Origin of the sequence: Stenotrophomonas nematodicola, assembly GCF_009467805.1 — a bacterium.
Taxonomy (GTDB): domain Bacteria; phylum Pseudomonadota; class Gammaproteobacteria; order Xanthomonadales; family Xanthomonadaceae; genus Stenotrophomonas; species Stenotrophomonas nematodicola.
Window position 1 is genome coordinate 334192 of record NZ_WIAY01000001.1, and the last position, 25764, is coordinate 359955.

The following is a 25764-nucleotide window of genomic DNA, read 5'->3' on the forward strand; positions in this document are numbered from 1 at the left end:
ATTGGCCTGCTGGCTCCTGCTGCTGGCGGCAGGATGCTCGCGCGATGCGACCGAGACCACCACCGCCGGCCGGCGCGAGGTGAACGTGGCAGTGGACCCGGCGCAGCGCAACCTCCTGTCCGCGCCGGATGCGCCGGCCAGGCACGCCAACCTCGCTGACGGCTATGCACAACTGGTGGCAGCCCATACCGGCCTTCGCTTCATCGAACGACCTCAACCGGATTTCAACAGCGCCGTGCAGTCCATCTGCGACGGGACGACCGATGTGATGCTCCTGGTGGGCCCGCTCGACGAGCACCCGTGCAGCGGCCTGCTGTTGTCCACCCCGTACTACCGTGGACGCGCGGTGCTGGCCGTCCGGCGCGGAACCACCGTGCCTGCGTCGCTGGAAGCGATGACCACACAGCGGATCAGCGTGGTCAAAGGCGGCCGGCACGAAGCATGGCTGCGACGGCACCACCCCGCTGTCCAACGGGTTCCGCTACCCGACCTGCGCGCAACGCTGGCGGCGGTGGAGGCCGGCGCCGTGGATGCGAGCATGGGCCTGGACGCAACCACCCATCCGATCGTGCGCCGCGACTACGCCGGCAGCATGACGCTGGAGCTTCTGCCCGATACGGTGCCGGCGAGCCTGTACCTGCTGATGCACGACCGCAACAGGGACATCAAGCGACGCATCGAGGTGGCAATGGCCGCCATCACCCTCGAACAGCACACCGGACTGCTGCATCACTGGTCGCAGGCCACGCACATGATGCCGCCGACCTCGACGGCGGTACTGCATCATTTCCGTTGGGCGCTGATCAGCATCGTCTGCGCGGTCCTGCTCCTCGCTGCGGCCACCCTGTGGCTGCATGTCACCCAGCGTGCCGCGCTGCGCTCGCAACGCCGCCAGGCACGCTTCATCGGCGTGATGAGCCACGAAGTGCGCAACGCCAGCCAGGCACTGGTCAGCACGATCGACCTGCTGGGGCAGTCGCGGCTGGACCAGACGCAGCGGCAACTGGTGGATGCCGCCCACGCCGCAGGCGCCGGCCTGCGCAGCCTGCTGGGGCATGCCCTGGACTATTCGCGCATGCGCAGCGGGCGATTCCAGCCGTCCCTCGGCAATCATGACGCGCAGGCGCTGGCCCGGCAGTGCGTGATGTCGGTGCGCCCGCTCGCCGAGAAGAAGGGGTTGATCCTCACATTGAATGTGAAGCCCGATCCCCTGCCCACGCTGAAGCTGGACGCCGACAGCCTTCGCCAGCTCCTGAACAACCTCCTCGGCAATGCCCTCAAGTTCACCCATCAGGGCCGGATCGTGGTGAGCCTGGCACTGCAGTCGCCAACCACCGGCATGCAACTGCGGCTGAGTGTGAGCGACACCGGCATCGGCATCGCGCCGGACCGGCTGCCCCGCGTATTCGAGGCATTCACCCAGGCGCACGATTCGGATGCACTGACCAGCGGCGGCTCCGGCCTGGGCCTGTCGATCTGCCGCGACCTCGCCCGCGCGCTCGGCGGCGAAATCCTCGCCCACAGCGAGCCAGGCCAGGGCAGTCGCTTCGACGTCGTCCTGCCGGTGTCGCTGGCCAGCGACGCCCTCGAAGCCACCCCGGGACCGGACCTGTCGCTGCCGCTTTCGATGCGCACACTGCTGCTGGTGGAAGACCACGCCATCAACCGCGCGGTCGTGGCCGAGCAGCTGGCGGCGCTCGGCGCCCGCGTCACCTCGGTGGGCGAAGGCACGGCTGCGTTGGCCGCGTTCGCGGTCACCCCGTTCGCTGCGGTCCTGCTCGATTGTGGCCTGGCCGACCTCAGCGGGTACCACGTCGCCACCACCATGCGCGAGATCGAGCGTCGCCTGGATCGTGCGCCGTGCCGGATCGTGGCCTTCTCGGCTGCGCGCTCCTCCCGCCACACCACACGCTGCGAGGATGCCGGGATGGACGCCGTGCTGTGCAAGCCACTGCATACCGCCGACCTGCTGGCGGCGCTGCAGTTGGCCGACAGCGACAATCCCGCGGCCGCATGCCTGCACCCGCAGACCCAGCTGCTGGCGCGTTATGCCGCGTCGATGGAGGAGGATGCGGCGTCACTGGCCCAGGCGGTGGAAACAGGTACGCTGCCGCTTCTTCGCTACCGCGCCCACCGGCTGGCGGGCGTGCTGCGCATTCTGGGGCATCCCGATCTGGCCGATGTCGCCAACGACCTGCATGAGCTGGATGCGGACGACCCGGCGTTGTGGGCCGAGTCGGCGCGCCTGTGCAGCTATCTGCAGCCGCGCATCGCCGCGCTCGCGGACGGCGCGATCACTTCAGCTGCAGCGGGTACCGCTGCCACAGCACATGTACCAGAAACCCCGTGAGTTCCGGGTCCTTGCTGCTGATCGCTGCGCGGATCTTGTCGAGCAGAACCATGTCGCTGCAGCTGCGCACATCCGCGTGATCGGCCTGGCCGGCGCGGCGCGCGCGGTAGCGTGCCGCACGCTGGGCATCGGTCATGGCGTAGCCGAACGTGGGCGGACGGCCGCGCTTGCGCGGCAGCATCAGCTCCAGGGTGCCGGGGTCTTGTTCATCGCGCATGACGGACGAGGATGCGAACGGGGGCGCGCACGATATCGTGAGACATCACTTTAATCCAGCGTTTCGCGCGCTTTTTTTCATCCCGCCGCCGTCAACGCCATGTCTCGGCCACGCGCGCGCCCGCCCACACCAGCAGCATGCCGCCGGCCAGGCTGATGCCGAGGTACAGCGGCACCATCGGACTGCGGTCGGCGCGGACGAAAACCAGACTTTCCAGCATCATCGAGGAAAACGTGGTCAGCCCGCCGACCATGCCCACGATCAGGAACGCGCGCCAGTACAGCGCCGCACTGCCGCGGCTCTGCAGCCAGATCATGACGTAGCCGGCCACGAATGCACCCACCAGGTTGACCGTCAGCGTGCCCCACGGAAAGCCGGCACCAAACTGCCTCAGCAGCGCATCGCCGAGCATGAAGCGCAGTGCGGCGCCGAGAGCGCCGCCCGCCATCACCAGCCCAAGCTGCTGCCACCACACGGACATGCCACTCATTGCCCCGCCTCCCTGGCGGCGCGCGCCTCGGCACGCGCGGCGCGCAGGCGGTCGAGCTTATCCTTGAGTTTGATCTCCAGCCCGCGCGGTACCGGCTCGTAGTACACCCGTTCGCCCATCGCGTCGGGGAACCCGGTCTGGTCCAGCGCGATACCGCCCTCGGCGTCGTGGTCGTACTGGTAGGTCTTGCCGTAGCCCAGTTCCTTCATCAGCTTGGTCGGCGCGTTGCGCAGGTGCAGGGGTACTTCCTGGGTGCCGGATTCCCGGACGTCCTGCCGGGCACGGTTGAAGGCGGCGTAGCCGGCGTTCGACTTGGCGGTGCTGGCCAGGTACAGCACCAGCTGCGCGAAGGCCAGCTCCCCTTCCGGACTGCCCAGGCGCTCGTAGATATCCCAGGCCTCCAGCGCCATCGACTGCGCACGTGGGTCGGCCAGGCCGATGTCCTCGATCGCCATGCGGGTCAGGCGGCGCGCCAGGTAGGACGGATCGCAGCCACCGTCCAGCATGCGCGTCAGCCAGTACAGGGCCGCATCCGGGTTGGAGCTGCGCACGGACTTGTGGAGTGCCGAGATCTGGTCGTAGAACTGCTCACCGCCTTTGTCAAAGCGCCGCGTGCGGTCGGCCAGCACCTGCAGCAGCATCTCCGGCGTGATCCGCCCGTCGTCGCCGACCGCCAGTTCGGCCGCGATTTCCAGCAGAGTGAGTGCGCGGCGGACATCGCCGTCGGCGGCCGTGGCAATCTCCAGCAGGGCGTCGGGCGATACGTCCACGGCCTCGCCACCGAGGCCGCGCCGATCGTCGCGCAGGGCGCGCTCGAGCGCGTCGACGATGTCGCCCGGCGACACCGCCTCAAGCACATGCACGCGGCACCGCGAGAGCAGCGCCGAGTTCAGTTCGAACGAGGGGTTTTCAGTGGTGGCGCCCACGAACACGATGGTGCCGCGTTCGATGTGCGGCAGGAACGCGTCCTGCTGGGCCTTGTTGAAGCGGTGCACCTCGTCGACGAAGAGCACGGTGCGACGGCCGTCGGCGAACCGCTGCGCGGCCTCCGCCAGCACCTGACGTACCTCCGGCAGCCCGGACAGCACCGCTGAGATCGCCCGGAACTCGGCGTCGGCATAGTGCGCCAGCAGCAGCGCCAGCGTGGTTTTGCCGCATCCCGGCGGCCCCCACAGAATCATCGAGTGCACGTGACCGGACTCGACAGCCCGGCGCAGCGCGCTGCCAGGCGCGAGCAGCCGCTTCTGCCCGACCATTTCGTCCAGTGTCTGGGGGCGCATCCGCTCGGCGAGCGGACGCAGCGTGTCCCGATCCACGGTCAGCAGATCGGGTCCATTGAATGTCGTTCGGTTTCTGGCCACGCCCCATTCTACCGTGGCAGGCCAGAGACCCTCACTCGCCGATGACGTCGGTACCCTTGGCTGGCGTGAAGCTGAAGGTGCCGGCGGCAAAGCCCGGGTTGCGCTTCCAGCCGCTGAAGGTGATCACCGTCCGCTGCCCCACCGCGTCGACCACTTCCATCCGTGCCAGGCCCTGGGTGTTGAAGCCGAGCGCGGCGTACTGGAAGGCGGTGTCGGTTTCACGCTTGGGGGTCAGCGACAGCCACTGAAGGCCATCGCGTGCGACCGCTTCCTCGCTGACGTCGTACTGGCGGTCCAGCAGCGCCGGATTGATCAGCGCGGTCAGCGGGCTGTTCTGCTCTTCCTGGCCCTGCGCACGCACCGTCGCCTGTTCCAGGTCCGGCTCGTAGACCCATACCTTCTTGCCATCGGCCACGATCAGCTGTTCGTGCGGCTTGATGTACTCCCAGCGGAACAGGCGCGGAGCCGACAGCGCCACGCGGCCACTGGTGGTTTCCTTGACCTTGCCCCTGCTGTCGAACACCTGCTGGCTGAACTGGCCATCCAGCCCCTTCAGGCCTTGGGTGAACCGGTTGAGGTCGTCGCGGGCACCTGCCCATGCAGTGGCCGAGCCTACGCTGGCGCAGACCAGGGTGGCGGCGACGAGGTAGCGACGGAGCGTGGTATGCATGCGGGTATCCGGACGTGTGAATGGGTTGGGGCCAGTGTGCCCATTCCATCCTGAATGGGCGATCAGGCGGTCATTATGCGCTGCGCCGGCAGTGACGTCTCGTCTCCGCGCGCCACCGCCCTGACGCGCTTTGCTGCAACGCAACATATTGCATGGCCCACCGCGTGATGTCGCGGCACCCTGCTCTCCCCGCCGCGCTTTACCCGCGCAGCCGCACGCCCACAGACGCCAGCCCCCCACGCAGTGCAGAGCATCCTCGATCGACTTGACGCCCAGGAGCAGATGCTCCACGCCCTCCGGGGACACATCGCCGGCCTGGACCACGCGTTGCGCCTGCTGCTGGCCGGCTGCCCCGACATTCACATCATCCGCGCGGCGTGGGAGGAGATCGCGATCGAGATGCTGGCGCGCGCCGATCCCGCCGAACCCGCGCTCTACCGCCATGCGCTGGACCAGTGCATGGCCCGCATCGCCGATCAGCTCAATGTCGCCACGCTGCAGCGCACGACCGGCACCGACGCCTGAGCCGGCTCTCAGGGCGAGGCCTGCACCGTCCCCAGGTCGCCATACACCACCTGGCCGCGGAAGCCGCGCCGCACCTGCTGGTACAGCGCGCGGAACGCCGGATAGTCCGCCGGCTGGCAGAGCGCGTCGGCACCGCGCACCGCGCGCTGGTGCAGGCGGTGGTGCACACGGATGACCTGGCCCTCGCGCGACCAGTCCACCTGGTACTCCCCCGCTGCATTGCCGAACTGCTGGCTGCGCGGGATCGCCACGATCGGCACGCCGTCCGGGAACACCAGCCGGTAGGTCTCCTCGCGCAGGCTGTCGTTGCAGTAGAACGGCGTTGCATTCTGCGCCGCAGAGGTATTGGCATACAGGTCGCGGAACGATTCGCCACCTGGGGCATCGGGGAGTTTCATGCCGCCGACCACACTGAAGTCCACGTAGTCCTCGGCCTTGAAGTCGTAGCGGTAGTTGAACGGCCGGGCCAGGTCCTGCGGATCGCCCAGCAGGGTCAGCGACCCGCTGCCGTCGAAGCCGGATGCCGCCATGATCGATTCCTCCACCCGCGTGCGGTTCTGCGCGTTGAGCCGCGCGAACGAGCCGCGCATGGCAATTTCGGCCACCTCGCCGGGCACCTGCTGCGTCTGCCCGACCAGGTTTCCGTGGCGGTCGAACTGGAACGCCACCGACATCGCCAGGCCATTGCGGCGCGCGTCGTTGTCCGGCGTGCGCGCCAGTACCGCTTGGCGGGTGTGCAGCACCGGCGCCCCCAGGTCCCCCTCCGGCAACTGGCCGAAACGCGCGTAGGGCGTGGTCGAGTCGAGGTACAGGTCGAATTCGGGCACGTAAGTGATGGCGTGGTTGAAGCGGCCGAGCAACGGAATCTCCGGCAGGCTGGGCCCTCCGCCGGCGCCGATCAGCACCGGCGTGCTGTCGATGCCGCGCGCGGCCAGCAGCGCCTCCAGGATCACCACGTGGTCCTTGCAGTCGCCGTAATGGTTGTCGAGGATGCTCTGCGCCGGGTTCGGCTCCAGCCCGCCGTTGCCCAGGTACACGGCGACGTAGCGGATGTTCTGCGCCACCCAGCGGTAGAGGGTGGCCGCCTGCTCACGCCGGTCGTCGATGCCGGCGGTGAGCTGGTCGGCCAGCGCTTGGATGCCCGGGGTGACCGCCGCCGCCTCACCACTTTTCATCTGGTAGGCCCGCCCCACCTGCGCCCACTCCTGGTAGGTGCTGGCCATGATGGTGGGACTGAACTCCCACGCGGCCGCCGACCAGTTCTGCGCCTGCAGCGCCTCGGCACGCTGGTAACGCCACTCCCAGCGCGCGACGCCATCGCGGACGACCGGCGCCTGGCTGCCCTGCACGCCCAGCTGGCGCACCTGCATCGGCAGGGCGGCCGGTGCCGTGAGCGTGACCCGGGCATCGTCGTACTGGGCAAACACGCTGAACGTCTCCCACAGGCCGAAATAACCCGGGAAGTACGGCGTATTCTGCACACGCCGGGTGCGGTAGACCACGCGCGTGCCGGGCGCCAGGTTGGGGAACACCACCACCCGCACTTTGCGGTCGGCGTACATCGCCGCGGCGGCGCTGGAATAGCTTTCCTGGGTGTAGATGCGGTCGGCGGGCACATCGCGGCGCTGGCCGTCAGCGGTGAGCGTATAGGCCTCCAGCACGTCCAGCGTTTCCATCTTTTCGCTGTAGCTCAGGCGCACCTGGCTGAACTGCTCGACCGCGGCCTTGGTCTTGAGCAGGATCTCGTACGCCTCGGTCTGGGTGCTGCCGGCGTCGGCACGCACCTCGTAATCGGCGCGGTACCGCACGAAGCTGAAGCTGGTGGTTGCCTCGGCATCCTGGCCGGCAACGGGCGCCCCGGCGGCCGGCGTCGCGTCGGCCGCGGCCGGGAACGACAGCGTCACCAGCAGGCCCAGCGCTGCCCACGACATGCTCGTCATGACGACATCCTTTCGCGGCCACCGGGCCGCCGCCGTGCTGCGGTTACTTCGGAGGGGGCGGCGCCAGCACGCTGCGATCGCCATTGTGTTCGGGCGGGCTGACCACACCAGCCGCTTCCATCGCCTCGATCAGGCGTGCGGCCCGGTTGTAGCCGATCTTCAGTCGCCGCTGCACGCCGGAGATCGAGGCGCGGCGCGTTTCGGTCACGATCCGCAAGGCCTCGTCGTACAGCGGGTCGGACTCGTCGCCGGCACCGCCACTGGCCTCGGGCAGGCCGCCGGGGCCCACCACCACGCCATCGCCCATCATCTGCACTTCGTCGAGCACGCCGCTGATGTAGTCGGCCGGACCGCTGGCCTTGAGGTGCTCCACCACGCGATGCACTTCCTCGTCGGAGACGAAGGCGCCGTGGACACGGTCCGGCAATGCCGTGCCCGGCGGCAGGTACAGCATGTCGCCGTGGCCGAGCAGGGTTTCGGCGCCGGACTGGTCCAGGATGGTGCGCGAATCGATCTTCGAGCTGACCTGGAAACCGATGCGGGTCGGGATGTTGGCCTTGATCAGGCCGGTGATGACGTCCACCGACGGGCGCTGGGTCGCCAGGATCAGGTGGATGCCGGCCGCACGGGCCTTCTGCGCCAGGCGCGCGATCAGCTCTTCGACCTTCTTGCCGACAATCATCATCATGTCGGCGAATTCGTCGATGAAGATCACGATGAACGGCAGCGTCTCCAGCGGGCGCGGCGCTTCGCCCAGCTCCGGGTTGGGCTTGAACAGCGGGTCCATCAGCGGCTGCCCGGCGTCCTGCGCATCCTTGACCTTCTTGTTGAAGCCGGCCAGGTTGCGCACGCCCACCGCGCTCATCAGCTTGTAGCGGCGCTCCATCTCGGCCACGCACCAGCGCAGGCCGTTGGCGGCCTCCTTCATGTCGGTCACCACCGGCGCCAGCAGGTGCGGAATGCCCTGGTAGACGCTCAGTTCGAGCATCTTCGGGTCGATCATCAGCATCCGCAGGTCTTTCGGCGACGCCTTGTACAGCAGGCTCAGCACCATCGCGTTCACCGCCACCGACTTGCCCGAGCCGGTGGTACCGGCGACCAGCAGGTGGGGCATGCGCGCCAGATCGGCCACGGTCGGGCGGCCGGCGATATCCTTGCCGAGCGCCAGGGTCAGCACGCTGGCCGACTTGTCGTACTCCTTGGAGCGCAGCAACTCGGACAGATAGATCATTTCGCGGGTGACATTGGGGATTTCCAGCCCCACCACCGACTTGCCCGGAATCACATCGACCACACGCACCGACTTCACCGACAGGCCGCGCGCGATGTCCTTGTCCAGCGAGCTGATCTGGCTGACCTTGATGCCCGGCGCGGGCTCGATCTCGAAGCGCGTGATCACCGGCCCCGGATAGGCGCCGACCACCTGGGCCTCGATGCGGAAGTCCTTGAGCTTGAACTCGATCTGGCGCGACAGGGTTTCCAGCGTTTCCTCGTCATAGCCCTTGGGCTGCGGCTTGGGATCGTCCAGCAGCGCCAGCGGGGGCACGTCCGACCCATCGCCGTTGACGCCGCGGAACATCGGGATCTGGGTTTCGCGTTTGGCGCGGTCGCTCTTCTCCAGCACCGGCTCGGGACGCGGCTCGATCTTGACCGGCTCACGCTTGGCGCGCACCTCGGCATCGACCTTGCGCACTTCCTGGCGCTCCTCGCGCAGCGCACGGGTCTGCTGCCATTCGCTGGCCTGCTCTTTTTTGCGGTTGAGCAGCGGCGGCAGCGCCAGCACGGCCCGGCCGATCTTCTCCATCACCGTGAACCACGACAGGCCGGTGGCCAGGGTGATCGAGGCCAGCAGCAGCACCAGCACGAACAGGTTCGCGCCCAGTTCGCCGAACCCAACGGTCAGCGAGGTGCCGACCAGCTTGCCGAGAATGCCGCCGGCGCTGGCCACATCCACCTGGTTGTACAGCCGCAGGTGCATGAAACCGGTGCCGGCGATCAGGAAACCGACCAGACCGATCAGGCGCAGCGCCGGGTCCAGGTCGTGCTCGCCCTTGCCTTCGCGCTTGAGCCCGAACATGGCGATCCACGCCAGCGCGCCCAGCACCACCGGCAGCACGAACGCGATGTAACCGAACAACTGCAGCAGCACATCGGCCACCCAGGCGCCCACCCGGCCGCCCATGTTGTGCACCGGCGCGACCACGCTGCCGGTATGCGACCAGCCGGGATCGGTGGCCGAATAGGTAAACAGACTGGCCACCAGATACAGCAGCGCCGGCGCCACGGCGATCACGCCAAGATCCCGCCACAACCGCTGCCGGCGCGGATTGTCCGCGCTCGCGGCCTTGCGCGACGGCGCCTTGTTGTCGGGAGACTTGGATCGTTCCGGGACCTGTTTCGCCACCTTAGACCAGACCTTGGGAATGCACTGTTAGTGCTTGATAATAAACGACTCACCGCCCTGTCGATAGGTGCAGATCCAGGGTCGGCACCGTAGAGCGGCCTCCAGACCGTCAAATCCCCGGCGCAGGGCAAGGAGGACACCTCCCCTGGCCCGCGCCGTTCCATCGGCCGCCTTGAATCGCCCCGCCCCTGCCGCCACTCTATGGCGTGCCACGGACGCTAGGCAATCATCGCCCGCGTACCGTCCCATCACCTCAACGCGAGTCTACATGAGCAATTCCACGCCCTCCCGCCACCAGAAGCTCGTCATCCTCGGCTCCGGCCCCGCCGGCTGGACGGCCGCCGTCTACGCTGCCCGCGCCAACCTCAAGCCGGTGGTCATCACCGGCCTGCAGCAGGGTGGCCAGCTGATGACCACCACGGAAGTGGACAACTGGCCGGGCGACGCGCATGGCCTGATGGGTCCGGACCTGATGGCGCGCATGCAGGCACATGCCGAGCGCTTCGAAACCGAGGTGATCTTCGACCACATCCATACCGCCGACCTGTCCCAGCGTCCGTTCAGGCTGATCGGCGACAGCGCCGAGTACACCTGCGATGCGCTGATCATCGCCACCGGCGCCACCGCCAAGTACCTGGGCATTGCCAGCGAAGAGGCGTTCAAGGGCCGCGGCGTGTCGGCCTGCGCCACCTGCGACGGCTTCTTCTACCGTGACCAGGATGTGGTCGTGGTCGGCGGCGGCAACACAGCCGTCGAAGAGGCGCTGTACCTGTCCAACATCGCCCGCAAGGTCTACCTGGTCCACCGCCGCGACACCCTCAAGGCGGAGAAGATCATGCAGGACAAGCTGTTTGCCAAGGTTGCCGCCGGCAAGATCGAGACCGTGTGGCACCACCAGGTCGACGAAGTGCTGGGCAATGATGCCGGCGTCACCGGCGTGCGCGTGAAGTCCACGCTGGACGGCAGCACCCGCGACATCGAGGCGCACGGCTTCTTCGTGGCGATCGGCCACCATCCCAACACGAGCCTGTTCGAGGGCCAGCTGAGCATGAACAACGGCTACCTCGACATCCGGTCGGGCCTGGGTGGCAACGCCACGCAGACCTCGGTGGAAGGCGTGTTCGCCGCAGGCGACGTCGCCGACCAGCACTACCGCCAGGCGATCACCTCGGCCGGGTTCGGCTGCATGGCCGCGCTGGACGCAGAGCGCTACCTGGATGCGAAGGGCGACCTGACCTGATCGGCAACGCCGCATCCCGGGCCACCCCACGAGGCCGACGGAACCTCCGTCGGCCTTTTTTGTACCCTATCCTCTGACCATGCCCGCCCCCCGCTTCCTGCACCGCCTGTCCGATGTCTCCCCGGCCGCCTGGGACGCACTGCACGATGGGCGGAACCCGTTCGTGTCCCACGCGTTCCTGCACGGCCTGGAGGCGCACGGCTGCCTGCGCCCGGAATGGGGCTGGCGTCCGCGCCATTTCACCTTGTGGGAGGGCGACTCCCTGGTGGCGGCCATCCCCGGCTACCTCAAGGACAATTCGCACGGCGAGTTCGTGTTCGACCATGCCTGGGCGCATGCCTACGCGCAGTACGGCCGCGATTACTTCCCCAAGTGGCTTGGTGCGGTGCCGTACTCGCCGGTGACCGGGCCGCGCCTGCTGGCGCATGACGATGCACATCGCGCCGCCCTGCTGGCGGCGCTGACCGTCGAGGTGGGGCGCAGGGGCTGGTCCTCGGCGCATCTCAATTTCCATCCCGATGCGGAAAACGCCGTGTTCGGCGCTGACTGGATGCGCCGTGAGGACATCCAGTTCCAGTGGCACAACCCTGGCCACTGGCACTGCTTCGAGGAGTTCCTCGCGGCAATGGACCACAAACACCGCAAGAACATCCGCCAGGAACGCGCCAGGCTGGCCCGCCGTGGCGTCACGTATCGGATCGTGCACGGCGACGAGGCGAGCGAAGACGACCTGCAGGCCATGCATGGCTTCTATCTGCAGACCTTCGCCGAGTACGGCAACTCCCCGGCGCTGACGCTGCCGTTCCTGCGTCACCTGGCCCGGACGATGCCACGCCACCTGGTCATCTTCCTGGCCCTGCACGACGGGACGCCCATTGCCGGCGCCCTGTGCCTGCGCGGCGCGGACACGCTGTATGGCCGCTACTGGGGCGGTGCCACCCTGCCCGGCCTGCATTTTGAAACCTGCTACTACCAGGGCATCGAGTACTGCCTGCGCGAAGGCGTGGCCCGGTTCGAGCCCGGCGCGCAGGGCGAGCACAAGCTCGCGCGCGGCTTTCTGCCCCGGCGCGTCTACAGCCACCACTGGATCGCCGAGCCGGCCTTCGCCGCGGCGTTGGCCGACTGGTGCGCGCACGAGCGCGCCGAGGTCGATCGTTATGCACGCACGCTGGTCGCACACAGCCCATTCAAGGCGCCGGACGCATGAGCCGACGCCTGCCCTGGCAGCTGGACCCGCGCCCTGATGCCCCTTTCCCGCCGGCCGAGACCGCGCTGCGTGAGCCGGATGGCCTGCTGGCCATCGGCGGCGACCTGCACCCGGTGCGCCTGCTCAATGCCTATGCCAGCGGTGTGTTTCCGTGGTTCTCCGACGGGCAGCCCCTGTTGTGGTGGTCGCCGGACCCGCGCATGGTGTTCCGCACCGATGGCGTGCACCTGTCCAGCCGGTTCCGCCGCAGCGCGCGCGGCAGCGGCTGGGTGGTGCGTGCCGACACCTGCTTTGCCGACGTGATCGCGGCCTGCGCAGCCAGCCCACGCCCGGGGCAGGACGGCACCTGGATCACGCCATCCATGCAGGAGGCCTACGTGGCCCTGCACCGGCTGGGCCATGCGCATTCGGTCGAGGTGTTCGCCGGCGACCGCCTGGTCGGTGGCATCTACGGGGTTGCGATCGGCCGGATGTTCTTTGGCGAAAGCATGTTCAGTGCAGCCAGCGGCGGCTCCAAGGTGGCTCTGGCCGCACTCGCCCGGCAACTGGCCCTGTGGGGCTGGCCACTGATCGACGCGCAGGTGGAGAACGATCATCTGCTGCGCATGGGCGCCGAGCATTGGCCGCGCGCGCGGTTCCTGGAAGTGGTGCGCAGACAGGTGACTGTTCCAGAGCCCCCCGGGTGCTGGACCGAACGCTTTGGGGTGCTGGCAGCGTCTTCACTGGTGTAACGCTGTCGCCAGGGTGCCTGGCATTTGCCAGGAGCCGGCGAGGCGCCGGCACTGCCGGGGCGGCGCGATTAACACAAACTTTGCATCCAGGGGGAAGAGCGCGTAAAATGCCCGCTCTTAAGGCCAGCTCGGCCGTTTACAGAACTGCACAGGACTACATGTCGAAAGACGACTCCATCGAGTTCGAAGGCACCGTCAGCGAGACGCTGCCGAACACCACTTTCCGCGTCCGCCTGGAAAATGGGCATGAAATCATCGCCCACATCTCCGGCCGCATGCGCAAGAACTACATCCGCATCCTGACGGGCGACCGTGTCAAGGTCGAAATGACGCCCTACGACCTGACCAAGGGTCGCATCACGTACCGCATGAAGTAAGCGGTTCGGGGCGGCTTCACTAAAGAAGCCCCGCCAGAAGGCCAGCCAGGAGCTGGCCTTTTTGCGTGGGCGCAATTCAGGCCGTCACCCCTGCCATGCGGCACCCTGACCGTACGCACCCTGACATCGGTCAGCCTGCCTTGCTGCAGATTCGCCCTGGCGGGAAACGGCCGAAGCTGGCAGCCGGTCCAGTCCGGACCGCCACCCCTGCCCCTGCCATGAAGACCCTGATCGCCACCTGCCTGCTCGCCCTTGCCGCCATCGCCCCGGCGCAGGCCGCCGAACCCGCCGCCGCGCCCGCGGACTGCATCACCCTGTCGGCCGACCAGCAACTGGTGCGCGCCGGCGCCAGCCGCAGCATCCTGCTGCGCAATGCCGACCAGCATTTCGTGGTGCACTTCCGCAACAGCTGCGACAGTGCCGCCATCTCCCCCACGCTTGTCTTCGAGACGCCCGGCCAGGAAGGCCAACTGTGCAGCGCTGCGGGCAGCGTGCTCAAGACCCGCACCCAGAGCTGCGAGATCGCCTCGCTTGAGCCGATCTCGGCCGAGAGCTACGCCCGCAAGGCCCGCAACCGCCGCTGACGCGGGCTGGCGAAAAAGCAGAAGCCCCCGCAGAGCGGGGGCTTCGCTGTCCTCACCGACAGCCAACGGCCGTCGTCATGCCACTCTTACTCCACCGTGGCCGGCAGGCGCCGCTCCGGTTCGGCCTGGGTTTCGATGAACAGCTCGTCGTCGCGCACGTCGATGCTCACCTTGCCGCCGTTGATCAGCTTGCCAAACAGCAGCTCGTCGGCGAGCGGACGCTTGATCTTGTCCTGGATCACGCGTGCCATCGGGCGGGCACCCATCAGCGGATCGAAGCCGTGGTGGGCCAGCCAGTCGCGCGCGGTCGGCGTGGCCGACAGGCTGACGTGCTTCTCCTGCAGCAGCATCTCCAGCTCGATCAGGAACTTGTCCACCACACGCAGGATGTGCTCGAAGCCCAGCGGCTGGAACTGCACGACCGCATCCAGGCGGTTGCGGAACTCCGGCGTGAAGCTCTTGCGGATGACCTCCATCGCGTCGGTGGCGTGATCCTGGCGGGTGAAGCCGATCGAGCGCCGGGCGGCCTGGGCCGCGCCCGCGTTGGTGGTCATCACCAGCACCACGTTCTTGAAGTTGGCTTCGCGTCCGTTGGTATCGGTGAGCACGCCGCGATCCATGACCTGCAGCAGGATGTTGAAGATGTCCGGGTGAGCCTTCTCCACCTCGTCCAGCAGCAGCACGCAGTGTGGAGTCTTGACGATTTTTTCGGTGAGCAGGCCGCCCTGGTCGAAGCCGACATAGCCCGGAGGAGCGCCGATCAGGCGGCTGATCGAATGCGGCTCCATGTACTCGCTCATGTCAAAGCGCACCAGCTCGATGCCCAGCTGCAGCGCCAGCTGCTTGGTCACCTCGGTCTTGCCGACGCCGGTCGGGCCGGCAAACAGGAAGTTGCCGATCGGCTTTTCCGGATTGCCCAGGCCCGAACGGGCCAGCTTGATGGCCGAGGCCAGCGACTCGATGGCCGGGTCCTGCCCGAAAATCACCATCTTCAGGTTGCGCTCCAAGTGCTGCAGCACATCCTTGTCGGTAGCACTGACCTGCTTGGCCGGGATGCGCGCCATCTTGGCGATGATCGTCTCGATCTCCTCGATGTCGATCAGCTCCTTGCGCTGCCCCTCGGGCATCAGGCGCTGGCGGGCGCCGGCTTCGTCGATCACGTCGATGGCCTTGTCCGGCAGCAGCCGGTCGCCGATGTGCTTGACCGACAGGTCCACCGCCGCCTGCAGTGCATCGTCGGCGTAGGTCACGCCGTGGTGCGCCTCGTACTTGGGCTTGAGGCCCTGCAGGATCTCGTAGGTTTCACCGACGGTGGGCTCGACGATATCGATCTTCTGGAAGCGGCGCGCCAGGGCGCGATCCTTCTCGAAGATGCCGCGGTACTCCTGGAAGGTGGTCGAGCCGATGCAGCGCAGCTCGCCCGACGCCAGCGCCGGCTTGATCAGGTTGGAGGCATCCATCGTGCCGCCCGACGCCGAACCGGCACCGATGATGGTGTGGATCTCGTCGATGAACAGCACCGCGTTGGGGAGCTTCTTCATCGCGGTCAGCACGCCCTTCAGGCGCTTCTCGAAATCGCCGCGGTACTTGGTGCCGGCCACCAGCGCGCCCAGGTCGAGCGAGTAGATGACGGCATCGGCCAGCACGTCGGGCACCGAGCCTTCCACGATGCGCTTGGCCAGGCCTTCAGCGATCGCGGTCTTGCCCACGCCGGCCTCGCCCACGTAGAGCGGGTTGTTCTTGCGGCGGCGGCACAGGACCTGGATGGTGCGCTCGATCTCGTCGGCACGGCCGACCAGCGGGTCGATCTTGCCACTGCGGGCCTGCTCGTTGAGGTTGCTGGCGAACTCGGCCAGGGCATCGCCCTTGCTTTCGCCCTCGCCCCCTTCAGCCCGGCCCTCGCCATCGGCCGACGGCGGCACCTCGCCCTCCTCGCCCAGCTTGGCGATGCCGTGGGAGAGGTAGTTGACGATATCCAGCCGGGTGACGTCCTGCTGGTTGAGGTAGTAGACCGCGTGGGAGTCCTTCTCGCCGAAGATGGCGACCAGCACGTTGGCGCCGGTGACCTCCTTCTTGCCCGAGGACTGCACGTGGTACACCGCGCGTTGCAGCACGCGCTGGAAGCCAAGGGTAGGCTGGGTATCGCGCCCATCGTCTTCGGCCAGGCGCGAGACAGAGGCCTCGATGGCCTGCTCAAGCTCCTGGCGCAGGCGCTCGGCATCGGCGCCGCAGGCCTTGAGCACGGCCTGGGCGGAAGGATTGTCGAGCAGTGCCAAAAGCAGGTGTTCCACCGTCATGAACTCATGCCGGGCCTCACGGGCGCGCTTGTAGCACTGTCCGATGGTGTGTTCGAGGTCTTTACTGAACATGATCAACTCCGGCGGCAGTTGGGAACAATATGCGGCCAACCTTCACGATTTCCATCACCCTAGCGGATCGGTGCGTTCAGACGGCGTTAGCACTCCACCGATCGCCCTTCTCTGCCTGCGAGACCCATGATGCCCGAACTTCAGCTCACGAAATGGCAGCTTGCACGTGATGGCGACGTCATCACCACCCCGCATGCCCGCGTGTGGCCGGTCCGCCTCCCCGACGGAATGCCGGCAATGTTGAAAATGAGCACGTGTCCAGAGGAACAGAACGGCCACCGGCTGCTGCGCTGGTGGGACGGCGACGGTGCGGTACGGGTACTGGCATGGCAGGACGAGGCGCTGCTGATGGAGCGCGCCGTACCCGGCACCTCGCTGAGGGAGATGGCCCGGCACGGGCAGGACGCGGCGGCAACGGCGCGCCTGTGCGACGTGCTGGCCCGGCTGCATCGCCCGCGCGGCGCACCGCCACCCGGGCTGGTGACACTGCAGGCCTGGTTCGCCGATCTGCTGGCGCCGACCCTGCCACTGTCGCCATTGCTGGAACAGTGCAGATCACTCGCGATCCATCTGCTGGCCAGCCAGATCGAGCAACGGCCCCTGCATGGCGATCTGCACCATGACAATGTGCTGGATGGCGGTGCGCGCGGCTGGCTGGCGATCGACCCCAAACGGCTGCTGGGCGATCGCGCCTTCGACTACACCGTGCTGTTCTGCAACCCGGACCTGTGCGGGCCGGACATCCACGTGGCCACCCGGCCGGAGATATTCGACGCCCGGGTCAGCCAGGTCTGCGTCCTCGCCGGGATCGAGCGGCGCCGCCTGCTGGCCTGGATCGCTGCCAGCGCTGGCCTGTCGGCGGTATGGTTCCTGGCCGATGGCGACGACGCGGCGGTGGATCTGGCGGTCGCGGACCTGGCGCTGCAGCGGCTGGCGCAGGCCTGAGCACGGGCCGGTGGCTCAGGCGCCGGTCTTTTCCATCGTGCACAGCAGCGGATGCTGGTTCATGCGCGAGAATTCATTGACCTGGGCGACCTTGGACTCGGCCACCTCGCGGGTGAACACCCCGCATACCCCGCGACCCCGGGTATGGACGTGCAGCATCACCTGGGTGGCCTTGTCCAGGTCCATCGCGAAGAAATGCTGCAGTACCGTCACCACGAAATCCATCGGTGTGTAGTCGTCGTTCAACAGCATGACCTGGTAGAACGGCGGCGGTGCGACTTCCGGGCGCGCAGGCTCCAGCAGTACGCCGTGGTCGTGGTGGGGGTCGTGGGAAGGCTCTCGTGGCATCTGGCCATTATAGGGCCCTGCCTGCAGGATTGGACGTTGCCCCCCGTGGCCCTTCACAATCTGCACCTTCCCACACCCGCTTTCACAGGACTTTCATGAAAAGGATTGCAGCCGCGCTGTTGCTGACCGCCGCCACCTTCGGTGCCCACGCAGCCGACCCCGACAAGGTTGTCGGCGCCACCCTGGATACGCTGGAGTACACCTACGAGGTTGACGAGGACGGCGACTACAAGCTGGTCTTCGATGTCGAGGACGGCCGCAGCCAGCTGGTCTACGTGCGCTCGGCGGTCGAGGAGTTCGGCAGCCACAAGATCCGCGAGATCTGGTCGCCGGGCTACACCTCTCCGGGCAAGCAGTTCCCGGCCGCCGTGGCCAACCGCCTGCTTGAGGATTCCCAGGACGCCAAGCTGGGCGGCTGGGTCAAGCAGGGCGAGCTCGCCATGTTCGTGGTCAAGGTCGACGCCAACGCCTCCTCCGATGCCTTGAGCGACGCCATCGACGCGGCGATCCGCACCGCCGATGCGATGGAAAAAGAGCTCACCAAGAAGGACGACTACTGAGGTGACTGCCGTGCCGGTCCCCCGCTGGGCGCCCCACGTCACCGTGGCCACGATCGTGGTCCGCGACGGGCACCTGCTGCTGGTGGAAGAGCGGATCGACGGGCGGGCCGTGCTCAACCAGCCCGCCGGCCACCTGGAGCCCGGCGAGTCGCTGGCCGAGGCGGCGGTCCGCGAGACCCTGGAGGAGACCGGCTGGCAGGTACACCTGACCCACTTCGTCGGGGCCTACCAGTGGACCGCGCCGGATGGCACGCCCTTCGTGCGGTTCGCCTTCGCCGCCGAGCCCCTCGCCCATGACCCGGCCCGTCCGCTGGACACCGGCATCGAGCGTGCCCTGTGGCTGTCCCCGGACGCGCTGCGCGCCGACCCGGCGCGGCTGCGCAGCCCACTGGTGTGGGAGGTCGTGGCCGACTACCTCGGCGGACAGCGCCATCCGCTGTCGCTCGTGAAGGTGACCGCATGAGCGCACCGCGGATCATGGTCGGGGTCTCCGGCGGCGTGGATTCGTCCGTGGCCGCGTGGCGGCTGGTGCAGCAGGGGGAGCCGGTGGCCGGCCTGTTCATGCAGAACTGGGCCGACGACGGCAGCGGCGACTGCCGCGCCGAGGACGACCGCCGCGATGCGGTGGCCGTCTGCGGCCTGCTCGGCATCCCGTTCCACTTCCGCGACTTCTCCAGCGAGTACTGGCAGGGCGTGTTCGAGCACTTCCTCGCCGAGTACGCGGCCGGACGTACCCCCAACCCGGACGTGCTGTGCAACCGCGAGGTGAAGTTCAAGCACTTCCTGGACGCGGCACGCGAACTGGGCGCCGAGCGCATCGCCACCGGGCACTACGCGCGGATTGCCCGGCAGGGCGGACGCTGGGCGCTGCTGCGCGGCGCCGACCGCAGCAAGGACCAGAGCTACTTCCTGCACCAGCTGGGACAGGAACAGCTGGCCGCCACGCTGTTCCCGATCGGCGACCTGCAGAAGAACGACCTGCGCCGGATCGCCCGCGACGCGCGCCTGCCCACGCACGCCAAGAAGGACTCCACCGGGATCTGCTTCATCGGCGAGCGCGACTTCCGCGAGTTCCTGGGCCGCTATCTGCCCGCCCGCACGGGCGAGATCCGCGACCCGGACGGCGTGGTCATCGCCGAGCATCCCGGCGTCTTCTATTTCACCCTGGGCCAGCGCGAAGGCCTGAACATCGGCGGCGTGCGCGGCCGCCCGGCCGCGCCGTGGTATGTGGTCGGCAAGGATGTGGCCAGCAATGTGCTGTATGTGGACCAGGACCGCGACAGCCCGTGGCAGCAGTCCACCCGCCTGCACTCGGAGGTGGCGCACTGGATTGCCGGCGCCCCGCCCGCCCGCCGGTTCGACTGCACCGCGCAGACCCGCTACCGCCAGCCGGACGAGCCGTGCACGGTGCAGGTGCGCGACGACGGCACCGTGGAGGTGCGTTTCGTGCGCCCGCAGCGCGCCGTCACCCCCGGTCAATCACTGGTGTTGTATGACGATGAGGTCTGCCTGGGTGGCGCGGTGATTGCCGCCACCGACGCGCCGCTGGAGCAGCGCCTGCGCACCACCCCTTCTCCTTTCGAGGTATCTGCTGCATGAGTTTTTCCATCGACGACCGCGTTCTCGCACTGGCCGGCATTGCCCAGGCCCTGCAGCAGGTGCGCCGCATCGCCGAAACCGGCCACTCCGAAGCGGCTGTGGTCCGCACGGCGGTGGACAGCGTGTTCCGCATTGATGCCGACAGTCCCCAGGAGATCTACGGGAGCGCGGCCAACGTCGCTCCCGGCCTGCGCCTGCTGCACAACTACCTGCGCAGCCAGGGCCAGGACGAGATGCTGCCCCGACTGGCGCTGGCGGTGCTGCAGCTGGAACGCCGGTTCGTGCGTGAGCACGAGGTGGTCGAGAAGGTCAGCGCCGGCATCGAACGCGCCCAGGCCCAGGCCGTGTCGCTGGGCGACAGCGCCCACCCGGATGTGCTGGCCACGCTGGGCGGGGTGTATGCCGACACGATCAGCAACCTGAAACCACGGGTGATGGTCCAGGGCAATCCGCACTACCTCGGCCAGGCCGGCGTGGTGGCGGAGATCCGCGCACTGCTGCTGGCGGCCGTGCGATCGGCGGTCCTGTGGCGCCAGACCGGCGGCCAGTACTGGGACTTCCTGTTCTCGCGCAAGGCGATGATCGAGGCGGTGGACCGGCAGCTGCGCTGAGGACAGCGCAGTCACATCGATGAATGTGCGTGTGACGGCTAAAGCAAACGGGGGTACGGCCGATACATTCTCCGTGCACTTCCCGAGAACGTCCATGTACTCACGCATCTTCATTCGTCTGGCCGCCCCCCTGGTCCTGACCCTTCTGCTTCCTTTCGCCATCGGCTTCGAGTGGCCGGCCGCCCTGCGTTGGGCGATCCTGACCACGATGACGCTCAGCTGGCTTGGCTTTGCCTGGTGGACCACGCGGGCGCAGACCCAACGGTCGCCGGAACACGCCCGCATCCTGCGCGAGCAGGATCAACTGCTGACCGAGCTGCGCTCGTTCGTGGCCAACGAGGTCGAAGGCTCGCGCGGCGAAGTCGAGCGCGCCCGCGATCTGATCCGCCACGCGGTCAGCGGCCTGGGTGGCAGCTTCGATGCGATGAACCGCAAGTCCCGCCAGCAGAGCCAGGCACTGGCCCGCATCGTCGACCGCGCCGGTGAAGACGGTGGCGCCGGCGTCGACGTGGCCCGTTTCGCCCAGCACGCCAGCCACCGCATGGAACAACTGGTGGAAGCGCTGGAGCAGGTCAGCGGCCAGAGCAGCAACACCGTGCAGCACATCGACCAGATGGCGCAGCACCTGGACGGCATCTTTGCCCTGCTGGAAGACGTCAAGTCGATTGCCGACCAGACCAATCTGCTGGCACTCAATGCCGCCATCGAAGCCGCCCGTGCCGGTGAAGCCGGTCGCGGCTTCGCGGTGGTCGCCGACGAGGTGCGCAACCTCTCCGAACGGTCCACCACCTTCAACGAGCAGATCCGCAAGCTGGCGCACAGCTCCAAGGACGCCATCGCCAAGGTGCGCGAGACGGTCTCGCACATGGCCTCGCGCGACATGGACCGGTCCCGCGAAGCCCGCCATGAAGCGGCGCAGATGCTGGACAACGTGGCCCAGATCAATGCCTCGCTCGGCGACGGCATGCGCGAGATCTCCGAGTGCGGCCGTGCCATCGACAGCAGCGTGGCCGAGGCCGTCCGCGCCCTGCAGTTCGAGGACATCGCGACCCAGGCGCTGGGCGGCGTGCACACCCACCTGGACCGCCTGACCGCGATCAACCGGGAGGCGGTGGCCCTGCAGGAACTGCTGCACCGTAACGGCGGCGTGTTCGACGAGGAAGTCGTCACTGCCCTGCAGCGCACCGGCAGCCGCCTGCGCGAAATGCGCAGCGAGTGGGAGCGCCCGCCGCACAAGGCGGTGGCCCAGCAGAGCATGGCCGCCGGCGCGGTCGAACTGTTCTGATCGACATGTCGCGTGCCGGCCCCCATACCGGCACCTGCAACGGCCCCGGCATCCCCGGGGCCGTTGCGCTTGCATCACCCGCCCACGTTGCAGATGATCGTCCGATGCTGTTGAACGCCTCCGTAGCTGCCGTCGCGTCCCTCCCCACCACCGATCCCGGCCCGGTGGCGCAGCCCCTCATGGGCGGCGACCCGCGCCCTGCCCCGGCAGCGCCCTCGCCGCCGCAGGGCCGCGCCCTGATCGCCTGTCTGGAACAGCTGGCGCAGCGGGAGCTGGCCCAACTGGCCACCCGCTCCATGCCCGGACCGGCCGCACTGCCACATGCCCTCGACCCGGCACATGCCAGCCTGGCCTGGGACCTCGGCCTGACCGGCGACGCACTCGACGCCACCCGCTGAACCGTACCGCCGGGCGCGGGGCTGTTTTCGTGCACGATGCGCGGATGCTCCTGGTGCCGTACCAGGACCGCTCACGCCATCAACTACCCGCCTGAAGCGGCGGGCGCTGCATATCGGGGACTGGGCGCGGAGGCGGGGTTCGGCACCGGTGTCGACGGCACCCACCAGGCCATTGCGCATCTCGGCCAGGTCCAGATCGACACGCTGTCCGTGGTCCAGCGGGCACACCCCCACGTGCTGAGGAACCGGGTGCCCGAGGACGATCCGTCCGGTCCGAGCCGCCTGGTCGGCGACAGGATGATCGTCGAGTACGGTTCCACGCTGCGCCCATGCGCGACGACCGTTGCGCGCTGCCACGGCCGGCCCTGCGCGATGTTGTCCGTGAGTGGCTGGACGCCTGCATCGTCCAGCGGCTGCAGGGGACCGGCGATCTGGACGTCCACGTGGACGGCTGCCGCAAAGCGCACGCCGGCCCTCCCCGGGCGCGTCACGATCCTCCCGCGGTTGGACAACCGGATCATCCATCGCGAACGTCTGAGCGCGCTGTTCGGCTTCGACTACCGGATCGAGCGCATACCCCGGCGAACAGACGCAGGTTGGGCTGCTTCTGCCTGCCGGTTCTGTATGGCGAGGGTCGGGTGGCGCGCATCGACTGCAACGCGCAACGCCGCGAAGAGCGCAGCGCCTGCGGCGTCGAAACGGACGGCAGACGCCTGCGGCGCGCCGTGTTGCCGGCGATCAGGTTACTGCGTGCGCCGCTGGCTGCAGGCGCTCGCGCGGGGCGATCTGCGCTCCGCCCTGCTTGAGCCATTGGGCCAGGTCGCGCGGTGTGAGCGGACGGGAATACAGGTACCCCTGGATTTCGTCGCACCCTTGGCGGCGCAGCATGGCTTCTTCCTGCTCGGTTTCCACGCCTTCGGCCACGACCTTCATGCCCAGCGCGTGGCCCAGGTGCACGATGGCCTGGGTGACCTCGGCGGTGCCGGCGTCGTGCAGCATGCCCTGCACAAAGCTGCGGTCGATCTTCAGGCGGCCGACCGGGAACCGGTTGAGGTAGTGCAGGTTGGAGAAGCCGGTACCGAAGTCATCCACGGCCAACGGTACGCCGTGGCGCTCCAGCACGTCGAAGCAATGGCGCAGCAGGTCGGTGTCACGGATCAGCGCCGATTCGGTCAGTTCCAGCTCCAGCCGCTGCGGTGGCCAGCCGTGGGCATGGCAGATGTCGATCACGCGCTCGGCAAACCCGCGATCACGCAGCTGCACCGCCGAAACGTTCACCGCCACGCGATCAAATTGCAGCCCGGCCTGGTCCCACGCCGCTGCCTGACGACAGGCTTCGGCAAGGACCCAATCGCCGATCCGTACGATTTCCCCGCACTTCTCGGCGATGGGGATGAACTCGGCCGGACTGCAGTAACCAATACCGGGCCGATGCCAGCGCAGCAGCGCTTCGATCGCCGGCGGTGCGCCGTGGTCGGCGTGCAGCAGCGGCTGATAGGCCAGGCTGAACTCCTCCCGCTCGATCGCCCCCAGCAGGGCATGTTCGATCTCCAGCTTGCGCTGGATCCGCAGCAGCGCGTCCTGGCTGTAGTACTGATACGTATTGCGCCCCGCCTCCTTGGCCGCATACATCGCCGCGTCGGCTGCGCGCAGCAGCGAATCGAAATCGCAGCGTCCGTCGTCGAGCATCGCGATGCCCACGCTGGCGCCCACCTTCAACGTGGTCTCGCCGCGGTGCAGCGGTTCGGCCAGCGAAGCGATCAGCTTGCGTGCGACATGGCCGGCATCTTCCGGGTCGGCAAGGTCGCGCAGCACCACGATGAACTCGTCGCCACTGAAGCGCCCGAACAGATCGCTGTTGCGCAGGTTCTGGTGCAGGCGCGCGGCGGCCGCCTTGAGCAGCGCATCCCCGGTGGCATGGCCGAAGGTGTCGTTGATGGTCTTGAAACCGTCCAGGTCAATGAACAGCATCGCCAGCGGCGCGTCGCGATCGCGGGCCTCTTCGATCGCATCGGCCGTCTGCTCGCGCAGCAGCATGCGGTTGGGCAGGCCGGTCAGCAGGTCGTAGTGGGCCAGCAGCTCGATGCGCTCGTTGGCCTCGCGCTCGCGGGTGATGTCACGGAACAACACGACAAAGCGCGTCGGCAGGCCGTCGCGGTGGTCAAGCTCGATCAGCACCTGTACCCAGATGCGCAGTCCGGACTGGCGGTAGAAACACAGGTCCAGCTGCTCGGGCAGGCCGCCACCGGCGATGCGCTCCAGCGCCGCCTCGAAGGCGTCGCGCGAATCCTGGGTGTACAGCGCCAGGGCCTGGTCGAGGCTGATCGGCTCCTTGCGCAGGCCGTGGATGCGATAGCACTCCTCGGTCCACTGCATGCTGCGCGTGGCCACCTCGATCTCGCAGCCACCGATGCGTCCCAGGGCCGAGACGCGGTTGAGCAGTTCGGTGCGCCAGCGGATCAGCGCGTCGGTCTGATGCTGCTCGGTGATGTTCTGGACCTGGCCCAGCAGGCGCTGCATGCGCCCGTCCGGCCCGACCAGGGGCTGCATCCAGACCCGCAGGTGCAGCGCGCCCTCCCGCGGCCGGGGCAGTTCCAGTTCCAGCGTGGTGGCACGTCCATCACGCCACATGCGCCGCCAGGCGCTGCGCAACTGGCCGCGCGAGCGTGGCTCGAGCCGGCGCAGCCAGTGGCGGCCAACCGGCATGGGATCGTCGCCCTCGCCCACCAGCGCGCGGAACTCCGGCGACCACCAGAACTGGCGCGCCTCGGGGTCCCAGGACCAGCTGCCCATGCTGGCGATGCGCTGCGCTTCGCGCAGGTGCACCTGCTGTTCGCGCAGCTGGGTTTCCATCTGCTTCTGGGCCTGGATGTCGGTGTGGGTGCCCACCATCCGCAGCGGCTGGCCGTCGGCCGTACGGCTGACCACACGGCCACGGTCGAGCATCCAGCGCCAGTCGCCATCCGGGTGGCGGACGCGGAACTGCGCGCTGTAGACGGCGCCCTCGCCACGCAGATGCGCGTCCAGCGCGGTGCGGACATGCGCCTGGTCATCCGGGTGCACGTGGTCGAGCAGCGCGCCGGCGGCGTCGCCGCGGCCCTGCTCGTCATCCATCGGCCCGCCGTCCCACCGCCGCGAGCGGGTCACCGTGTCGCTGGGCAGGTCCCAGTCCCACAGCCCATGTCCGGCATGCTCCAGGGCCAGCTCCCAGCGACTGCCCGCATAGGCGGCCACCGGCTCGGGCACGCTCAGGGTGAAGGCCAGCAGCTGCCCGTCGGCATCGTGGACCGCGCGCATCCAGCCGTCGAACCGGCCGCGTGGCCCGCCGGGAAGCTGGCACGGCACCAGGCCACCGTCGGCAGCGAGCAGCCGCAGGTCTTCCAGTACCTCGCCGTACGCGGCCAGGGTTGCCGGCAGGCCGTGCTCGCGCGCGGCCGGATTGGCCGCCAGTGGGCGACCGGCACGGTCGAGGATGACCAGTGCCGAGGCCAACGGGTGCTGCAGCAGACTGGCGATGATCCCTTGGTCCACGCGGTATGACTCCGAAAACGCA

Annotated in this window: 23 protein-coding genes; 14 read left to right on the forward strand and 9 right to left on the reverse strand. The window is 68.1% G+C overall.

Annotated features, from left to right (window positions below; all coding sequences use genetic code 11):
- Position 1 precedes the first annotated feature (1 nt).
- Positions 2 to 2350, forward strand: coding sequence for an ATP-binding protein (locus tag GDJ08_RS01430; RefSeq protein ID WP_165699750.1), 2349 nt, complete (start codon positions 2 to 4; stop codon positions 2348 to 2350).
- On the opposite strand, the gene GDJ08_RS01435 is transcribed toward GDJ08_RS01430, so the two are convergent.
- The 4 genes from GDJ08_RS01435 to lolA all read right to left on the reverse strand — a co-directional run bounded on the left by GDJ08_RS01435 (position 2295) and on the right by lolA (position 5088).
- Positions 2295 to 2567, reverse strand: a complete 273-nt coding sequence (locus tag GDJ08_RS01435) for a hypothetical protein (RefSeq protein ID WP_038688374.1) — start codon at positions 2565 to 2567, stop codon at positions 2295 to 2297. The genes GDJ08_RS01430 and GDJ08_RS01435 overlap by 56 nt on opposite strands.
- A gap of 91 nt (positions 2568 to 2658) precedes the next feature.
- Positions 2659 to 3057, reverse strand: a complete 399-nt coding sequence (gene crcB, locus GDJ08_RS01440) for a fluoride efflux transporter CrcB (RefSeq protein WP_153164137.1) — start codon at positions 3055 to 3057, stop codon at positions 2659 to 2661.
- Positions 3054 to 4337 (reverse strand): replication-associated recombination protein A, encoded by a 1284-nt coding sequence (locus GDJ08_RS01445; RefSeq protein ID WP_229296463.1) that lies wholly within the window; start codon positions 4335 to 4337, stop codon positions 3054 to 3056. The genes crcB and GDJ08_RS01445 overlap by 4 nt, the downstream gene beginning before the upstream one ends.
- Positions 4338 to 4449: 112 nt before the next feature.
- A complete protein-coding gene (lolA, locus tag GDJ08_RS01450; protein WP_153164140.1) occupies positions 4450 to 5088 on the reverse strand; it encodes an outer membrane lipoprotein periplasmic chaperone LolA in 639 nt (212 codons plus the stop codon).
- Between the two features lie 282 nt (positions 5089 to 5370).
- Between lolA and GDJ08_RS01455 the strand changes: the two genes are divergently transcribed.
- Positions 5371 to 5613: a hypothetical protein gene (locus tag GDJ08_RS01455; RefSeq protein WP_153164142.1), complete on the forward strand. Its 243-nt coding sequence runs from the start codon at positions 5371 to 5373 to the stop codon at positions 5611 to 5613.
- Positions 5614 to 5621: 8 nt separating this feature from the next.
- On the opposite strand, the gene GDJ08_RS01460 is transcribed toward GDJ08_RS01455, so the two are convergent.
- Together GDJ08_RS01460 and GDJ08_RS01465 are read right to left on the reverse strand one after the other, a co-directional pair.
- Positions 5622 to 7553 (reverse strand): DUF3857 domain-containing protein, encoded by a 1932-nt coding sequence (locus GDJ08_RS01460; RefSeq protein ID WP_229296421.1) that lies wholly within the window; start codon positions 7551 to 7553, stop codon positions 5622 to 5624.
- A gap of 43 nt (positions 7554 to 7596) precedes the next feature.
- On the reverse strand, positions 7597 to 9957 hold the full coding sequence (locus GDJ08_RS01465; RefSeq protein ID WP_136004111.1) for a DNA translocase FtsK: 2361 nt from the start codon (positions 9955 to 9957) through the stop codon (positions 7597 to 7599).
- Positions 9958 to 10225: 268 nt separating this feature from the next.
- On the opposite strand from GDJ08_RS01465, the gene trxB reads away from it, so the two are divergent.
- The 5 genes from trxB to GDJ08_RS01490 all read left to right on the forward strand — a co-directional run bounded on the left by trxB (position 10226) and on the right by GDJ08_RS01490 (position 14096).
- The gene (trxB, locus tag GDJ08_RS01470; protein ID WP_153164144.1) at positions 10226 to 11197 is read left to right on the forward strand and encodes a thioredoxin-disulfide reductase; all 972 of its coding nucleotides are present in this window, start codon (positions 10226 to 10228) and stop codon (positions 11195 to 11197) included.
- Between the two features lie 79 nt (positions 11198 to 11276).
- Positions 11277 to 12404 (forward strand): GNAT family N-acetyltransferase, encoded by a 1128-nt coding sequence (locus tag GDJ08_RS01475; protein ID WP_153164145.1) that lies wholly within the window; start codon positions 11277 to 11279, stop codon positions 12402 to 12404.
- Positions 12401 to 13135: a leucyl/phenylalanyl-tRNA--protein transferase gene (gene aat, locus GDJ08_RS01480; protein ID WP_153164147.1), complete on the forward strand. Its 735-nt coding sequence runs from the start codon at positions 12401 to 12403 to the stop codon at positions 13133 to 13135. The genes GDJ08_RS01475 and aat overlap by 4 nt, the downstream gene beginning before the upstream one ends.
- A 158-nt stretch (positions 13136 to 13293) precedes the next feature.
- The gene (gene infA, locus GDJ08_RS01485) at positions 13294 to 13512 is read left to right on the forward strand and encodes a translation initiation factor IF-1 (protein ID WP_005409596.1); all 219 of its coding nucleotides are present in this window, start codon (positions 13294 to 13296) and stop codon (positions 13510 to 13512) included.
- Positions 13513 to 13730: 218 nt separating this feature from the next.
- On the forward strand, positions 13731 to 14096 hold the full coding sequence (locus GDJ08_RS01490) for a hypothetical protein (protein ID WP_017354417.1): 366 nt from the start codon (positions 13731 to 13733) through the stop codon (positions 14094 to 14096).
- Between the two features lie 86 nt (positions 14097 to 14182).
- Here the strand turns inward: GDJ08_RS01490 and clpA are convergent, their stop codons facing one another.
- On the reverse strand, positions 14183 to 16465 hold the full coding sequence (clpA, locus tag GDJ08_RS01495; RefSeq protein ID WP_017354418.1) for an ATP-dependent Clp protease ATP-binding subunit ClpA: 2283 nt from the start codon (positions 16463 to 16465) through the stop codon (positions 14183 to 14185).
- A gap of 129 nt (positions 16466 to 16594) precedes the next feature.
- Here clpA and GDJ08_RS01500 point away from each other — a divergent pair, with 129 nt between their 5' ends.
- A complete protein-coding gene (locus tag GDJ08_RS01500) occupies positions 16595 to 17410 on the forward strand; it encodes an aminoglycoside phosphotransferase family protein (RefSeq protein ID WP_153164599.1) in 816 nt (271 codons plus the stop codon).
- 15 nt (positions 17411 to 17425) lie between these two features.
- Here the strand turns inward: GDJ08_RS01500 and clpS are convergent, their stop codons facing one another.
- Entirely contained in the window at positions 17426 to 17758 is a 333-nt protein-coding gene (gene clpS / locus GDJ08_RS01505) for an ATP-dependent Clp protease adapter ClpS (RefSeq protein ID WP_017354420.1), read from the reverse strand.
- Positions 17759 to 17853: 95 nt separating this feature from the next.
- Between clpS and GDJ08_RS01510 the strand changes: the two genes are divergently transcribed.
- The 6 genes from GDJ08_RS01510 to GDJ08_RS01535 all read left to right on the forward strand — a co-directional run bounded on the left by GDJ08_RS01510 (position 17854) and on the right by GDJ08_RS01535 (position 22211).
- Positions 17854 to 18318: a hypothetical protein gene (locus GDJ08_RS01510; RefSeq protein WP_017354421.1), complete on the forward strand. Its 465-nt coding sequence runs from the start codon at positions 17854 to 17856 to the stop codon at positions 18316 to 18318.
- Between the two features lies 1 nt (position 18319).
- Positions 18320 to 18781, forward strand: a complete 462-nt coding sequence (locus tag GDJ08_RS01515; RefSeq protein WP_153164149.1) for an NUDIX hydrolase — start codon at positions 18320 to 18322, stop codon at positions 18779 to 18781.
- Positions 18778 to 19917 carry a tRNA 2-thiouridine(34) synthase MnmA gene (gene mnmA, locus GDJ08_RS01520; protein ID WP_017354423.1) on the forward strand — a complete coding sequence of 380 codons (1140 nt, stop codon included), beginning with the start codon at positions 18778 to 18780 and terminating at the stop codon, positions 19915 to 19917. The genes GDJ08_RS01515 and mnmA overlap by 4 nt, the downstream gene beginning before the upstream one ends.
- Complete coding sequence (gene hflD, locus GDJ08_RS01525; RefSeq protein ID WP_017354424.1) at positions 19914 to 20528, forward strand: high frequency lysogenization protein HflD; 615 nt, start codon at positions 19914 to 19916, stop codon at positions 20526 to 20528. The genes mnmA and hflD overlap by 4 nt, the downstream gene beginning before the upstream one ends.
- A gap of 94 nt (positions 20529 to 20622) precedes the next feature.
- On the forward strand, positions 20623 to 21813 hold the full coding sequence (locus GDJ08_RS01530) for a methyl-accepting chemotaxis protein (protein WP_017354425.1): 1191 nt from the start codon (positions 20623 to 20625) through the stop codon (positions 21811 to 21813).
- Positions 21814 to 21917: 104 nt separating this feature from the next.
- Positions 21918 to 22211 (forward strand): hypothetical protein, encoded by a 294-nt coding sequence (locus tag GDJ08_RS01535; protein ID WP_017354426.1) that lies wholly within the window; start codon positions 21918 to 21920, stop codon positions 22209 to 22211.
- Positions 22212 to 22949: 738 nt separating this feature from the next.
- On the opposite strand, the gene GDJ08_RS01540 is transcribed toward GDJ08_RS01535, so the two are convergent.
- A complete protein-coding gene (locus GDJ08_RS01540) occupies positions 22950 to 25742 on the reverse strand; it encodes a bifunctional diguanylate cyclase/phosphodiesterase (protein ID WP_136004104.1) in 2793 nt (930 codons plus the stop codon).
- Positions 25743 to 25764 lie beyond the last annotated feature (22 nt).

Bases quoted from the DNA above. Each gene is read 5' to 3' on its own strand.
- GDJ08_RS01435 (WP_038688374.1), bottom strand. From the start codon at position 2,567: ATGCGCGATGAACAAGACCCCGGCACCCTGGAGCTGATGCTGCCGCGC.
- crcB (WP_153164137.1), bottom strand. From the start codon at position 3,057: ATGAGTGGCATGTCCGTGTGGTGGCAGCAGCTTGGGCTGGTGATGGCG.
- GDJ08_RS01445 (WP_229296463.1), bottom strand. From the start codon at position 4,337: ATGCGCCCCCAGACACTGGACGAAATGGTCGGGCAGAAGCGGCTGCTC.
- lolA (WP_153164140.1), bottom strand. From the start codon at position 5,088: ATGCATACCACGCTCCGTCGCTACCTCGTCGCCGCCACCCTGGTCTGC.
- GDJ08_RS01455 (WP_153164142.1), top strand. From the start codon at position 5,371: ATGCTCCACGCCCTCCGGGGACACATCGCCGGCCTGGACCACGCGTTG.
- GDJ08_RS01460 (WP_229296421.1), bottom strand. From the start codon at position 7,553: ATGACGAGCATGTCGTGGGCAGCGCTGGGCCTGCTGGTGACGCTGTCG.
- trxB (WP_153164144.1), top strand. From the start codon at position 10,226: ATGAGCAATTCCACGCCCTCCCGCCACCAGAAGCTCGTCATCCTCGGC.
- GDJ08_RS01475 (WP_153164145.1), top strand. From the start codon at position 11,277: ATGCCCGCCCCCCGCTTCCTGCACCGCCTGTCCGATGTCTCCCCGGCC.
- aat (WP_153164147.1), top strand. From the start codon at position 12,401: ATGAGCCGACGCCTGCCCTGGCAGCTGGACCCGCGCCCTGATGCCCCT.
- infA (WP_005409596.1), top strand. From the start codon at position 13,294: ATGTCGAAAGACGACTCCATCGAGTTCGAAGGCACCGTCAGCGAGACG.
- GDJ08_RS01490 (WP_017354417.1), top strand. From the start codon at position 13,731: ATGAAGACCCTGATCGCCACCTGCCTGCTCGCCCTTGCCGCCATCGCC.
- clpA (WP_017354418.1), bottom strand. From the start codon at position 16,465: ATGTTCAGTAAAGACCTCGAACACACCATCGGACAGTGCTACAAGCGC.
- GDJ08_RS01500 (WP_153164599.1), top strand. From the start codon at position 16,595: ATGCCCGAACTTCAGCTCACGAAATGGCAGCTTGCACGTGATGGCGAC.
- clpS (WP_017354420.1), bottom strand. From the start codon at position 17,758: ATGCCACGAGAGCCTTCCCACGACCCCCACCACGACCACGGCGTACTG.
- GDJ08_RS01510 (WP_017354421.1), top strand. From the start codon at position 17,854: ATGAAAAGGATTGCAGCCGCGCTGTTGCTGACCGCCGCCACCTTCGGT.
- mnmA (WP_017354423.1), top strand. From the start codon at position 18,778: ATGAGCGCACCGCGGATCATGGTCGGGGTCTCCGGCGGCGTGGATTCG.
- hflD (WP_017354424.1), top strand. From the start codon at position 19,914: ATGAGTTTTTCCATCGACGACCGCGTTCTCGCACTGGCCGGCATTGCC.
- GDJ08_RS01530 (WP_017354425.1), top strand. From the start codon at position 20,623: ATGTACTCACGCATCTTCATTCGTCTGGCCGCCCCCCTGGTCCTGACC.
- GDJ08_RS01535 (WP_017354426.1), top strand. From the start codon at position 21,918: ATGCTGTTGAACGCCTCCGTAGCTGCCGTCGCGTCCCTCCCCACCACC.